Source organism: Methylobacterium iners (assembly GCF_022179305.1).
GTDB classification, from domain to species: domain Bacteria; phylum Pseudomonadota; class Alphaproteobacteria; order Rhizobiales; family Beijerinckiaceae; genus Methylobacterium; species Methylobacterium iners.
The window spans coordinates 59,281-71,547 of record NZ_BPQP01000066.1 but is presented as its reverse complement, the minus strand read 5'-3'; the positions used below and the strand labels follow the sequence as shown (position 1 = coordinate 71,547).

Annotated in this window: 12 protein-coding genes; 5 read left to right on the top strand and 7 right to left on the bottom strand. The window is 70.4% G+C overall.

The features are described from left to right. Window positions 1–211: 211 nt before the first annotated feature. Window positions 212–1,075 (top strand): carboxylating nicotinate-nucleotide diphosphorylase, encoded by an 864-nt coding sequence (gene nadC, locus MFF55_RS19735; protein ID WP_238245813.1) that lies wholly within the window; start codon window positions 212–214, stop codon window positions 1,073–1,075. A gap of 198 nt (window positions 1,076–1,273) precedes the next feature. Then, the gene (locus MFF55_RS19730) at window positions 1,274–1,927 is read left to right on the top strand and encodes a L,D-transpeptidase (protein WP_238245812.1); all 654 of its coding nucleotides are present in this window, start codon (window positions 1,274–1,276) and stop codon (window positions 1,925–1,927) included. Between the two features lie 241 nt (window positions 1,928–2,168). Here the strand turns inward: MFF55_RS19730 and MFF55_RS19725 are convergent, their stop codons facing one another. Further along, a complete protein-coding gene (locus tag MFF55_RS19725) occupies window positions 2,169–2,609 on the bottom strand; it encodes a gamma-butyrobetaine hydroxylase family protein (RefSeq protein ID WP_238245811.1) in 441 nt (146 codons plus the stop codon). A gap of 146 nt (window positions 2,610–2,755) precedes the next feature. Between MFF55_RS19725 and moaA the strand changes: the two genes are divergently transcribed. Both moaA and MFF55_RS19715 read left to right on the top strand, forming a co-directional pair. Then, on the top strand, window positions 2,756–3,793 hold the full coding sequence (gene moaA, locus MFF55_RS19720) for a GTP 3',8-cyclase MoaA (protein ID WP_238245810.1): 1,038 nt from the start codon (window positions 2,756–2,758) through the stop codon (window positions 3,791–3,793). A 265-nt stretch (window positions 3,794–4,058) separates the two neighbouring features. Continuing rightward, window positions 4,059–4,925 (top strand): NAD(P)-dependent oxidoreductase, encoded by an 867-nt coding sequence (locus MFF55_RS19715; RefSeq protein WP_238245809.1) that lies wholly within the window; start codon window positions 4,059–4,061, stop codon window positions 4,923–4,925. Here MFF55_RS19715 and miaA read toward each other — a convergent pair. Beyond that, the gene (gene miaA, locus MFF55_RS19710) at window positions 4,903–5,886 is read right to left on the bottom strand and encodes a tRNA (adenosine(37)-N6)-dimethylallyltransferase MiaA (protein WP_238245808.1); all 984 of its coding nucleotides are present in this window, start codon (window positions 5,884–5,886) and stop codon (window positions 4,903–4,905) included. The genes MFF55_RS19715 and miaA overlap by 23 nt on opposite strands. Before the next feature lie 17 nt (window positions 5,887–5,903). Between miaA and serB the strand changes: the two genes are divergently transcribed. Continuing rightward, window positions 5,904–6,800, top strand: a complete 897-nt coding sequence (gene serB, locus MFF55_RS19705; RefSeq protein WP_238245807.1) for a phosphoserine phosphatase SerB — start codon at window positions 5,904–5,906, stop codon at window positions 6,798–6,800. A gap of 185 nt (window positions 6,801–6,985) precedes the next feature. On the opposite strand, the gene MFF55_RS19700 is transcribed toward serB, so the two are convergent. The 5 genes from MFF55_RS19700 to MFF55_RS19680 form a co-directional block, all read right to left on the bottom strand. Further along, window positions 6,986–8,506 (bottom strand): Do family serine endopeptidase, encoded by a 1,521-nt coding sequence (locus MFF55_RS19700; protein WP_238245806.1) that lies wholly within the window; start codon window positions 8,504–8,506, stop codon window positions 6,986–6,988. Between the two features lie 121 nt (window positions 8,507–8,627). Next, window positions 8,628–9,554: a protease modulator HflC gene (gene hflC / locus MFF55_RS19695; protein ID WP_238245805.1), complete on the bottom strand. Its 927-nt coding sequence runs from the start codon at window positions 9,552–9,554 to the stop codon at window positions 8,628–8,630. Continuing rightward, on the bottom strand, window positions 9,551–10,720 hold the full coding sequence (gene hflK, locus MFF55_RS19690; protein WP_238245804.1) for an FtsH protease activity modulator HflK: 1,170 nt from the start codon (window positions 10,718–10,720) through the stop codon (window positions 9,551–9,553). Before hflK ends, hflC begins: the two co-directional genes overlap by 4 nt. A gap of 218 nt (window positions 10,721–10,938) precedes the next feature. Further along, window positions 10,939–11,445, bottom strand: a complete 507-nt coding sequence (locus tag MFF55_RS19685; protein WP_238245803.1) for a dihydrofolate reductase — start codon at window positions 11,443–11,445, stop codon at window positions 10,939–10,941. Next, window positions 11,445–12,239, bottom strand: coding sequence for a thymidylate synthase (locus MFF55_RS19680; RefSeq protein ID WP_238245802.1), 795 nt, complete (start codon window positions 12,237–12,239; stop codon window positions 11,445–11,447). Before MFF55_RS19680 ends, MFF55_RS19685 begins: the two co-directional genes overlap by 1 nt. Window positions 12,240–12,267: the final 28 nt, after the last annotated feature.

The following is a 12,267-nucleotide window of genomic DNA, read 5'->3' as shown; positions in this document are numbered from 1 at the left end:
ATTCCGGGTTCGCCTTCGGCGCCCCGGAATGACAGCGGTTGGTGGCCGACCGGTCGTGCCCTGCGCGAAGAAAGCTCGGCGATAACCCGAGTTCCGATTCCTGTGACCTTACTATCGGCGGCTCGCGGTGTCCGGAACAGCCTGCTAGACCGCCTGGCCTGAGGCGGGTGCCGGCAAGAGCGCCCGCAGGTCCGGAACCCGCGAGCCCGCCATGTCCGCAGACGCTCCCCTCGTCCCCCTCCCCCGGCTCCTCGTCGAGCCGATCGTGCGGGCGGCGCTCGTCGAGGATCTCGGCCGCGCCGGCGACCTCACCACCGACGCGATCGTGCCGGCGGAAGCGCGGATGAGCGCCGTCATCGCCGCCCGCCAGGACGGCGTCATTGCCGGGATCGATGCGGCGGTTCTCGCCTTCGCCCTCGTCGACCCCGCAATCGCCGTGCGCGTCGAGCGCGGCGACGGAGCCCGGGTCTCGCCCGGCGACGTCGTGCTCCGCCTCGATGGGCCGGCCCGCGGCATCCTCACGGCCGAGCGCGTGGCGCTCAACCTCGCCTGCCGCCTGTCGGGGGTCGCGACCGCCACGGCCTCCCTCGTCGCGGCGGCGCGCCCGCACGGGCACGCCCGCATCGTCTGCACCCGCAAGACCACGCCCGGCCTGCGCGGCCTCGAGAAGCACGCGGTGCGCGCCGGGGGCGGCTCCAACCACCGCTTCGGCCTCGACGACGCCGTGCTGATCAAGGACAACCACGTCGCCGTGGCCGGCGGGATCGGGCCGGCGATCGCGCGGGCCCGCGCCTATGCCGGGCACCTCGTGAAGATCGAGGTCGAGGTCGACACCTTGGCCCAGCTCGACGAGGCGCTTGCCGCCGGGATCGACGCGGTGCTCCTCGACAACATGAATCCCGACCAGCTCGAGCAGGCGGTGCGCACCATCGGCGGACGGGCGATCGCGGAAGCCTCGGGCCGCATCAACCGCGAGACCGTCGGGGCGGTGGCGGCCTCTGGCGTCGACCTGATCTCCTGCGGCTGGATCACCCACAGCGCGCCGATCATCGACCTCGGCCTCGACGCCGCCTGAGGGCGTCGGCCGCCGCTTACGGCCAAGCCGCCACACTGTTGCCACGGAGTCACGACCGCGGCCGAAGCGCTGTTGCGCTGCGATTAAACCTTGGCTTTGAGGCGGCAGCGTTTACGCCTTGGCGACACGTCGCGCCTTAAGCTGCGTCGGTTGTCCACCGCGTTTCCACAGACATTCGCCTGCCTTCGAGAGGCTTTGATGCGCCGTTTCGCTCCCGCTCTCACAGGGCTCGCCTGCGCGCTTGCCGCGTGGGCCTCGCCCGTTGCCGCCTACGAGATCGATCCCCTCACCCGGCAGCCGCTCGACAACGCCCTGGTGCTGCGCGTGCGCCCGCAGGCCGAGTCGGTCCCGACCGCCAACGCCTCGCTATTCGCGCCCGATCCGCTGGCCTCGTCCGTGCCGCAGATGACGGCGATCCCGCGCGAGACCGTGGCCTATAACGGCCCCTACGGCGCGGGGACAATCGTGGTCTCCACCGCCGAGCGCCGGCTCTACTACGTGCTCGGCGGCGGGCAGGCGCTGCGCTACGGCGTCGGCGTCGGCCGGCCGGGCTTCACCTGGGGCGGCCTGCAGACCATCACGATGAAGCGCGAATGGCCGGATTGGCGCCCCCCGGCGACCATGCTGCGCCGCCGCCCCGACCTGCCCCGCTTCATGAAGGGCGGCGTCGAGAACCCGCTCGGCGCCCGCGCCCTGTATCTCGGCGGCACCATCTACCGCATCCACGGCTCGAACGAGCCGGAGACCATCGGCACCGCCGTGTCGTCGGGCTGCATCCGCATGACGAACGAGGACGTGACCGACCTCTACACGCGGGCGAAGGTGGGCACGAAGGTCATCGTCCAGCGCTGAGTGTTCGGCCGACGCGAGCAAGGGGTCGGCGGCAACGCCGGCCTTTTTTGTTTGAAGGGGAGCCGGGCGAACAAGCATCCCCCTTTGTCATTCCGGGGCGCCGCAGGCGAGCCCGGAACCCAGAACGGCTGACACCGATCGAGCTGGCCGCGTCAGCGGTTCTGGGTTCCGGGCCCTGCTGCGCAGTCCCGGAATGACAGAGGAGGCGCTCCGTCCAATCCCAGCAACGCGATGCGCTCGCCTAGTGACACCCGCACCCACTGCCGCAGCTTCCCTCGCCCGTCGGCGGCGTCGGCGCGGGCTTCACCGCGGAGCGCCGCGCCGGCTCGCGGCTGAGGCCGCGCTCCTCCAGCTCGGCGAGGTAGGTCGCCCAGCGCTTCCGGTATTCCCGGCCGAGGTCGTAGAGGTAGCTCCAGCCGAACAGGCCGGTGTCGTGCATGTCGTCGAAGGTGAGCTTCACGGCGTAGTTGCCGACCGGCTCCACCGACAGGATCGCGACGTCCTGCTTGCCGCCGATCACCTTGCGCTCCGAGGGCGAATGGCCCTGAACCTCGGCCGAGGGGCTCGACACTCGCAGGTACTCGGCCGGCAGCGCGAAGCGGCCGCCATCCTCGAAGGCGACGGTGAGGCTCCGCTTGTCCCCCGACAGGCGGATCTCGGTAGGCCAACGCTCCTCGCTCACCGGCGACCTCCTCGCTGTCGGTAACCCACACCCGCCGCGCGCGAACTTGCTCGCGGGGACGGCAAGCCTCATATGCTCGTCGGAGGCCGGTTCGTCACCCGGCCGTGATCCGGAATTCGTCCGCGCAGCCGAGTACAGAGTCCCGCATGTGGGGTCCCCGCACCGATGCCGACGCGCCCGCCCCGGCCGCGCCGCGCCTGATCGACCCCTTCCAGCGGGCGATCACCTACCTGCGCATCTCGGTGACGGATCGCTGCGATCTGCGCTGCGTCTACTGCATGTCGGACGACATGAGCTTCCTGCCGAAGGGCGATCTGCTCTCGCTGGAGGAGCTCGACCGGCTCTGCGCGGTCTTCGTCGGGCGCGGCGTGCGCAAGCTGCGCATCACCGGCGGCGAGCCCCTGGTGCGCCGCGACATCATGCACCTGTTCCGACGCCTCTCGCGCCACCTCGACACGGGCGCGCTGGACGAGCTGACCCTGACTACCAACGGCACGCAGCTCGGCCGCTTCGCGCCGGAGCTGGCCGCGCTCGGCGTGAAGCGCGTCAACGTCTCGCTCGACACCCTCGATACGGAAAAATTCCGGGCGATCACCCGGCGCGGCGACCTCAGGATCGTCCTCGACGGGATCGCGGCGGCGCGGCGGGCCGGCATCAAGGTCAAGATCAACGCCGTGGCGCTGAAGGGCGTCAACGAGGACGAGATCGCCGACATGATCGCCTGGGCGCACGGCGACGGCATGGACATGACCCTGATCGAGGTCATGCCGCTCGGCGAGATCGAGGGCGACCGCACGGACCAGTTCCTGCCGCTCTCCGTCGCCCGCGCCCGGCTCGAGCAGCGCTACACCCTCACCCCCCTGCCCGACCGCACCGGCGGGCCCGCCCGCTACGTGCGCATCGCCGAGACCGGCGGCCGGCTCGGCTTCATCACGCCGCTGACGCATAATTTCTGCGAGAGCTGCAACCGCGTCCGCCTCACTTGCACGGGCAAGCTCTACATGTGCCTGGGCCAGGAGGACGCCGCGGATCTGCGCGCCGCGCTGCGGGCCTCACCGGACGACGCGCTAGTGACGCAGGCCGTCATCGACGCCATCGCCCGCAAGCCCAAGGGCCACGACTTCGTCATCGAGCGTGCCCGGCCGGCGGCGGTGCCACGCCACATGAGCGTGACCGGCGGTTAGGGCCGACGCCTTTCCGCACCCACGGTTGTCAGTCCGGAGCCGCCCCCGGATCTGGCTTTCGGCCAGTCCGAGGACAGGCTCCGCGGAGCCCGGAACCCCGAGCCGCCGACGAGACAATCTGGATCGCGACCAGCGGCTCTGGGTTCCGGGCTCGCCTGCGGCGCCCCGGAATGACAATCGTGGGTGCAATCGCATCCTCTCGTTTGACCCCGCTCCGCTTCGAACCTAGACCGAAATCCAATATTCGGATGGGTGGAGACGGTTGATGGCGAAGGTAGCGTTCCTGGGTCTCGGCGTGATGGGCGGCCCCATGGCCGGGCACCTGGCCAAGGCCGGCCACGACGTCGTCGTCTACAACCGCACCGGCGCCAAGGCCGAGGCCTGGGTCGGGACCCACGGCGGCGGCGCCGCGCCGACGCCGCGGGAGGCCGCCGCGGGCCGGGAGATCGTGTTCGCCTGCGTCGGCAACGACGACGATCTGCGCGGCATCACCCTCGGCGACGACGGCGCCTTCGCCGGGATGGAAGCCGGCGCGACCTTCGTCGATCACACCACCGCCTCGGCCGAGGTCGCCCGCGCCCTCGCGCATGTCGCCGGGAAAGCCGGCCTGGGCTTCGTGGACGCGCCCGTCTCCGGCGGGCAGGCCGGCGCCGAGAACGCGGCGCTGACGGTGATGTGCGGCGGAGAGGAGGCGGCCTATGCCAGCGCCGAGCCGGTGATCCGCGCCTATGCCAAGGCCTGCCGCCTGATGGGGCCGGTGGGCGCCGGCCAGCTCACGAAGATGGTCAACCAGATCGCCATCGCCGGCGTGGTGCAGGGGCTGTCGGAGGCGATCCACTTCGCCCGCCGGGCCGAGCTCGACGTGGAGGCGGTCCTCGACGTGATCTCGAAGGGCGCCGCCGGCTCCTGGCAGATGGAGAACCGGGGCAAGACCATGAACGCGCAGAAGTTCGATTTCGGCTTCGCCGTCGACTGGATGCGCAAGGACCTCGACATCGTGCTGTCGGAGGCGCGCCGCAACGGCGCCCGCCTCCCCGTCGCCGCCCTCGTCGACCAGTTCTACGCTGAGGTGCAGGCCATGGGCGGCAACCGCTGGGATACGTCGAGCCTCATCGCCCGCCTGGAGCGCTGAACGCCGCGAGCGCCCGCTCGCGCGCGTCTTCCGGGTCCCACCAGTTCCAATCCTCGCCCATCTGGTGGCGGAACCAGGTGAGCTGGCGCTTGGCGTAGCGGCGGGTGTCGCCCTGGCCCCTGCGGATCGCCTCGTCGCGGGAGATCGTGCCGTCGAGATAGGCGATGAGCCCCGGCACGCCATGCGCCCGCATGGCGGGCAGCAGCGGATCGAGCCGGCGCTCGCGCAGGCGCGCCACCTCGTCGAGGGCGCCCGCCTCCATCATCGCGAGGAAGCGCGCATCGATCCGGGCGCGCAAGGCCGCGCGGTCGACGTCGAGAAAGATCTTGAGGAGCGGCCAATCGGCGAGCGGGCCGGGCACGCGGTGGCCCTGGAAGGCGGCGATGGGCTGGCCCGTCGCGGCGATGACCTCGAGCGCCCGCATCAGGCGCAGCCGGTCGGTCGGCCTGAGGTTGGCGGCACCTTCGGGGTCGACGGCGTGGAGCTTGGCGTGGAGCGCCGGCGTCGGCAGGTCCGCGACCTCCGCCCGCACCGCCTCGCGCACGGCGTCCGGCACGTCGGGAAGGTCGGATAGCCCCTCGACGAGGGCGCGGAAGTAGAGCCCGGTCCCGCCGACGAAGATCGGGAGCCGGTCCTCGCTGGCGAGCTCGGGCAGGAGCGCCGATGTTTCACGTGAAACAATTCCTACGGAATAGTTCACCGCGGCATCGACATGGCCGTACAGGCGATGCGCGACCTGCGCCTCCTCGGCGGGGCTGGGCCGCGCGGAGAGGACGCGCAGGTCGGTATAGACCTGCATCGAATCCGTGTTGATCACGACGCCGTCGAGGGCCTGCGCCAGGGCGAGGGCGAGGCCGGACTTGCCCGAGGCCGTCGGCCCTGCAATGAGGATCGCGGCCGGCCGCTGCCGCGCGGGCGGCGCGGCGGGTCTCGCGGTGAGGGGGCTCGCCGTGGCGGGCAAGGCTTGGGGGCTCCCGGATGAATCTCGTCGCGAGCCTGATATCAAACCCGCGCCGGCCCGCCATCACCGACGCCGTGCTGGCCGAGGCTCGCGCCGTTCTTGGCACGCAGCATCAGCCACGCATCCTCCACGGTGAGGTCGCGGCGGAGCTGATCGTTCCGGGCGCGGAAGAAGAGGCGCCGGCGCTGGCGCGGCAGTTGCGCGCCGCCTTCGCTTCCGAGCCGATCGACGTGGCCGTGCTTCCGGCCGGCCCGCAAAGGCGCAAGCGCCTGTTCCTGGCCGACATGGACTCGACCATGATCGAGCAGGAATGTATCGACGAACTCGCCGATACGGTCGGCCTGAAAGACCGGGTCGCGGCGATCACCGAGCGGGCGATGCGCGGCGAGATCGCCTTCGAGCCGGCCCTGCGGGAACGCGTGGCGCTGCTGCGCGACCTTCCCGTGGAAGTGATCGACGACCTCATTCGCGACCGCATCAGCCTGACGCCGGGCGGCACGACCCTGGTGCGGACCCTGAAGGCGCACGGCGCCCAGACCTGCCTGATCTCGGGCGGCTTCACCCTCTTCGCCGGACCGATCGCGGCGATGATCGGCTTCGACGAGGCCCATGCGACGACGCTCGGCGTGCGGGACGGCCGCCTCACCGGCAGCGTCGAGGAACCGATCGTGGGCAAGGAGACGAAGCGGGCGACGCTGGTGGCCTTGCGCACCCGTTTCGGGCTCTCCCCCGCCGACACGCTCGCCGTCGGCGATGGCGCCAACGACCTCGACATGCTGGGCGAAGCCGGCCTGGGGGTGGCCTTCCGCGCCAAGCCCGCCGTCGCCGCGGCCGCCCGCGTGCGGATCGACCACGGCGACCTTACGGCACTGCTGTATCTGCAGGGTTATGGGGCGAACGAGTTCGTGGAATGAGGGAACGCTTCAGGGCTATTCACTCCCGCTTTGTCATTCCGGGGCTGCGAAGCAGAGCCCGGAACCCATAACCGCTGACGGAGCAAGCTGAAGCAATGTCAGCGGCTCTGGGTCCCGGGCTCGCCTGCGGCGACCCGGGATGACAGAGGGGGTTTGGCTACGCACAACGACAACGTCTCTGCGGGCTACTCCAGCCCGATCGCCACGAACCGCACGTCGCCGGCCGCGCTCGCCACGAGCAGGAGCACCGACTTGCGGCCCTCCTTCTTGAGCGCATCGACCCGCTTGGTCACATCGGCCGGCGTCGAGACCGCCTCCTGACCGACCTCGACGATGACCTCGCCGGGCTTGATCTGCTTGTCGGCCGCCGTCGAGTTCGGGTCGACGCGGGTCACGACGACACCCTTGAGGCTGTCCTTGAGGCTGTGCTTGCGGCGCAGCTCGTCGGTGATGCCCGAGAGGTTGAGGCCGAGCGCCTGCCGCGTCGCGCTCTCGGCCTCGGGCTGCCGGACATTGGCGAGCTGGGGCTTCTCGTTGTCCTCGAGGCGGCCGAGGGTGACCGCCTTCGAGTTCTCCTGGCCCTTGCGGACCACGACCACGTCCACCGTCTTGCCCACCGGCGTCGCCGCCACGATCCGCGGCAGGTCGCTCGACGACTTCACGGTCGTCCCGTTGAACTTGGTGATGACGTCGCCGACCTCGAGGCCCGAGGCCTTGGCCGGACCCTTCTCGTCGACGCCGGCGATGAGCGCGCCGCGCGCGCCGCCCTTGAGGCCCAGCGCGTCGGCCGTGGCGTCGTCGACGTTCTGGATGCGCACGCCGAGCCAGCCGCGGCGGACCTCGCCGAACTCGCGCAGCTGGTCGATCACCGGGCTCGCCGTCCCTGAGGGCACCGCAAAGCCGATGCCCACCGATCCGCCGGTGGGCGAGAGGATCGCCGTGTTGATGCCGATGACCTCGCCGTTCATGTTGAACAGCGGGCCGCCGGAATTGCCCTTGTTGATGGCCGCGTCCGTCTGGATGTAGTTGTCGTAGGGACCGGATTCGATGTTGCGGCCCCGCGCCGAGACGATGCCGGCCGAGACCGAGCCGCCGAGGCCGAAGGGATTGCCGATGGCGATCACCCAATCGCCCGGCCGCATCTTGTCCGAATCGCCGAAGGGCACGGCCCGCAGCGGCTTGTCAGCCTCCGGCTTCACCCGCAGCACGGCGAGGTCGATCTTCGAATCCTTGCCGATGATCTCGGCCTTGAGCTTCGAGCCGTCCGACAGGATGACCTGGATGTCGTTGGCATCGCCGATGACGTGGGCGTTCGTCACCACGATGCCGGAGGCGTCGATGATGAAGCCGGAGCCCAGCGAATTCGACTTGCGCGGCTGGCGGGGGGTGTCGCCCTCGCTGCGGTCGCCGCCCCCGCGCCCGCCGCGCTTGTTGAAGAACTCCTCGAAGAGGTCTTCGAAGGGCGTGCCCTGGGGCAGCTGCGGCATGGTCCGGCCGCTGGCGCGGGGCTCGACCGTGGTCGAGGCCGAGATGTTGACGACCGCGCTCGTCACCTGCTCCGCGAGCTCGGCCAGCGATTCCGGCCCCTTCGCGAGGGCCGCCTGCGGCAGGGAGGCGGACGAGACGCAGGCCGCGACCGCGAGGGCGGCGACGGCGGAGCGGACGCGCTGGCGGGCCGGGGAACGTCGCGCCGGGACGGGGACCATGGTCGACCTCTCGATTCAAGCGATGCTGATAGATCGGACGCGCGGGCGCCCGATCAAGAGCGGCTCTCGTTCATGCGTCGGATTGCTCCGAGAGCCGGGAACCACCCTTCGGCCCGATGCCCTAGCGCGCGCCCCCTGCCGTCGATCCGGTCGCGATGGGCGAGCGCCCCTGCGGATCGCTGAAATACCGGAAGAAGTCCGAGTTCGGGCTGATCACGAGGCGGGTGTCGTTCCCCTTGAGCCCCGCCTCGTAGGCCTGCATCGACCGGTAGAAGCTGAAGAAGTCGGGGTCCTTGCCATAGGCCTCCGCGAGGATGCGGTTGCGGTCGGCGTCGCCCTGACCGCGGGCCGTCTCGGCGGTCTGGTTGGCCTCCGAGAGCAGCACCGTGACCTCGCGGTCGGCCCGGGCCTTGATCGTCGCGGCGATCTGGTCGCCGTTGGCGCGGATGTCGGCGGCCTCGCGCTTGCGCTCGGTCTTCATGCGCTCGTAGACGGCCGTGGAGTTGGCGGCCGGCAGGTCGACCCGGGTCATGCGCAGGTCGACGATCTCGACGCCGAGCTCGCGAGCCTGGCGGTTCACGTCCTCCTGGATGACGTTCATCAGGTTCGAGCGCTCGGTCCGGACGATGGCGTCGCGCGTCGAGCGGGCCAGCACGTTGCGGAGCGACGAGTTCGTGAAGCTCGCCAGCAGGGTGTTGGCGCGCAGGATGTTGTTGGCCGACTGATAGAACCTCAGCGGGTCGTAGATCCGGTAGCGAGCGAAGGCGTCGACCTCGAGGTTCTGGCGGTCGGCCGTCAGCAGCGTCTGCGCGGGCAGCTCGAGGTCGAGCACGCGCTTGTCGAAAATGACCACGTTCTCCATGAACGGGATCTTGAAGTAGAGGCCGGGCCGGTCGGTGCCGGTCTGGTTCAGCACGGCGCGGACGCGGCCGAACTGCAGGACGAGGGCCTGCTGCATCTGGCCGACGGTGAAGACCGAGGCGTAGAGCGCGACGGCGGCGGCGGCCGCGATCACGACGAGCCCGGTGCGGAGGGCCTGGGCGTTCATCGTGCGCCTCCCCCCGTCTGCTGGCCCTGGGCCGAGCGTCCGAACTCGGACAGCGGCAGGACGGGAAGGACGCCGGCTGCTGCGGCGCCGTTTGCGCCGGCGCTGCCCTGATCAATGATCACCTTGTTCACGGAGCCGAGCACCCGTTCCATCGTTTCGAGGAAGATGCGCTCGCGGCTCACGGCCGGAGCGATCTTGTAGGAATCGTAGACCTGCTGGAAGCGGGCCGCCTGGCCGGTCGCTTCGGCGGTCGCCTGCGTGCGGTAGGCCTCGGCCGCCTGCACGATCTGCGAGGCCTTGCCTCGGGCCTGTGGCACCTCGCGGCTGGCATAGGTGCGCGCCTCGTTCTGGGAGCGCTCCGCATCCTGCTGGGCGGCGTTCACGTCGATGAAGGCCGGCCGGACCTCGGGCGGCGGATTGACGCTGACGAGCTGCACCACGGGGATGGTCACGCCAGCACCATAGTCGTCCAGGGCCTTCTGGGTCATTGCCTTGACCTCCTCGGCCACGCTCGATTGCTCGTTCGTGAGGATCGGCTGGATGTTGCGCCGGCCCACGACCTCGCGCATCGCGCTCTCGGCGAGGGCCTTGATCGTCCCTTCCGGATTCTCGAGGTTGAAGACGTAGTCCGAGGCCTTGAGCGGGTTGACGCGCCACTGCACCTCGAAGTCGAGGTCGACGATGTTCTCGTCGCCGGTGAGCATCAGGCTCTCCTCCGGCATGTCGCGGCCGCGCCCCTGGGCGCCGATCCCGGCCCGGTAGCCGACGGGGATGCTGTTGACCTGGCCGACATTCGGCTTGACGACGCCGCCGATCGGATAGGGGAAATTGTAGTGGAGGCCCTGACCGGTGGTGCCGGTGTAGCGGCCGAAGATCGTCTCGATGCCGACCTGCTGGGGCGCCACGGTGTAGAGGCCGGTGAGCAGCCAGGCGCCGACCGCGAGGCCCGCCGCGATGAGAAGGCCGCGCCCGCCGCCCATCGAGCCGCCGGGCATGACGCCGCGCAGGCGATCCTGGCCGCGGCGGAGGAGATCCTCCAGATCGGGCGGCGTCTTGCCGCCACCGCCGCCTCCGCCCCAGGGTCCGCCGCCATTGCCGCCGCCGCCACGGCCCCAGGGCCCGCCCCCGTTGCCGCCACCGCCGCCGCTCTGATTGCTCCAAGGCATGCTGGCCGATCTCTCCTCATCAAGCGGCGTCTGGTCCCGCCCGAACCCGCCCGCCCCGATCCCGGGTCTCATCCGCGTGAAGGTGAGGTGCGAGGGAGAGGCGAGGGCCTGAACGCTAGTGCGTATGGCCGTCCGATCCTGTCAAGGCTGGCAAGTGGGCATCGGTGAACGGAAAGGCAACCGCGGCGATCCGTACCTGTGCAATGGGTCGCGGCCTCTCAGGCGATCCGCTCCAGATCGACGAAGCTGAACGCGTGCTCGTCGTGCTCGCTCGCGGGGTGGGACTCGCGATGGATCTCGCGAAACGCCGCCCGATCGAAGGGCGGGAACAGCGTGTCGCCCTCGGGCGAGGCCTCGACTTCCGTGAAGTGGATGCGCCCGGCGTGCGGCAGCGCCAGCGCGTAGACCTCGCCCCCGCCTGCGACCATGACTTCCTCGCCGCCGGCCGCCGCGACGGCCTCCGCCCAGCCGTGCACCGTCGTCACCTCCGGCGCCGAGAAGCTCAAGTCCCGCGTCAGCACCAGGGTGCGCCGGCCCGGAAGCGCCCGGCCGATCGAATCGTAGGTCCTGCGCCCCATCAGGAGCGGCTTGCCCATGGTCAGGGCCTTGAACCGGCGCAGATCGCTGCGCAGGCGCCAGATCAGGTCGTTGTCGCGGCCGATGATTCCGTTGCGCGCCACCGCCGCGATGAGGGTGACGCGCGGCCGATGGGAGGGACCGCCCATCAGACCGCCACCGGCGCGCGGATGGCAGGATGAGGATCGTAGTCCCTGATGGCGATGTCCTCGAATCCGAAGGCGAAGAGGTCGCGAACAGTCGGATTGAGCTCGAGCCGCGGCAATGGCCGCGGCTGGCGCGCGAGCTGGAGGCGGGCCTGGTCGAGGTGGTTCAGGTAGAGGTGGGCGTCGCCGAGGGTGTGGACGAAATCGCCGGGCGCGAGCCCGGTCACCTGCGCGATCATCGCGGTGAGGAGTGCGTAGCTCGCGATATTGAAGGGCACGCCGAGGAAGACGTCGGCCGAGCGCTGGTAGAGCTGGCAGGAGAGCCGCCCGTCTGCGACGTAGAACTGGAACAGGCAGTGGCAGGGCGCCAGCGCCATCCGGTCGAGCTCGGCCGGGTTCCAGGCGGAGACGATGAGCCGGCGGGAATCCGGGTTGCGCCGGATCTCGTCGACGACCCAGGCGATCTGGTCGACGCTGCCGCCGTCGGGCCGGGCCCAGGAGCGCCATTGCTTCCCGTAGACGGGGCCGAGATCGCCCTTCTCGTCCGCCCACTCGTCCCAGATCGTGACGCCCTGCGCCTGCAGCGCCTGGACATTGGTGTCCCCGGCGAGGAACCACAGCAATTCGTGGATGATCGAGCGCAGGTGGAGCTGCTTGGTGGTGACGAGCGGGAAGCCCTGGCCGAGGTCGAACCGCATCTGGTGGCCGAACACCGAGAGCGTGCCGGTGCCGGTGCGGTCCTCCTTGCGCTGGCCCGTCGCGAGGATGCGTTCGAGGAGCTGCAGATAGGCGTGCATCGCGGGTTCCCGTTCCTGCCCTGCGATA

Bases quoted from the DNA above. Each gene is read 5' to 3' on its own strand.
- nadC (WP_238245813.1), top strand. From the start codon at position 212: ATGTCCGCAGACGCTCCCCTCGTCCCCCTCCCCCGGCTCCTCGTCGAG.
- MFF55_RS19730 (WP_238245812.1), top strand. From the start codon at position 1,274: ATGCGCCGTTTCGCTCCCGCTCTCACAGGGCTCGCCTGCGCGCTTGCC.
- moaA (WP_238245810.1), top strand. From the start codon at position 2,756: ATGTGGGGTCCCCGCACCGATGCCGACGCGCCCGCCCCGGCCGCGCCG.
- MFF55_RS19715 (WP_238245809.1), top strand. From the start codon at position 4,059: ATGGCGAAGGTAGCGTTCCTGGGTCTCGGCGTGATGGGCGGCCCCATG.
- serB (WP_238245807.1), top strand. From the start codon at position 5,904: ATGAATCTCGTCGCGAGCCTGATATCAAACCCGCGCCGGCCCGCCATC.
- MFF55_RS19700 (WP_238245806.1), bottom strand. From the start codon at position 8,506: ATGGTCCCCGTCCCGGCGCGACGTTCCCCGGCCCGCCAGCGCGTCCGC.
- hflC (WP_238245805.1), bottom strand. From the start codon at position 9,554: ATGAACGCCCAGGCCCTCCGCACCGGGCTCGTCGTGATCGCGGCCGCC.
- hflK (WP_238245804.1), bottom strand. From the start codon at position 10,720: ATGCCTTGGAGCAATCAGAGCGGCGGCGGTGGCGGCAACGGGGGCGGG.
- MFF55_RS19685 (WP_238245803.1), bottom strand. From the start codon at position 11,445: ATGGGCGGTCCCTCCCATCGGCCGCGCGTCACCCTCATCGCGGCGGTG.
- MFF55_RS19680 (WP_238245802.1), bottom strand. From the start codon at position 12,239: ATGCACGCCTATCTGCAGCTCCTCGAACGCATCCTCGCGACGGGCCAG.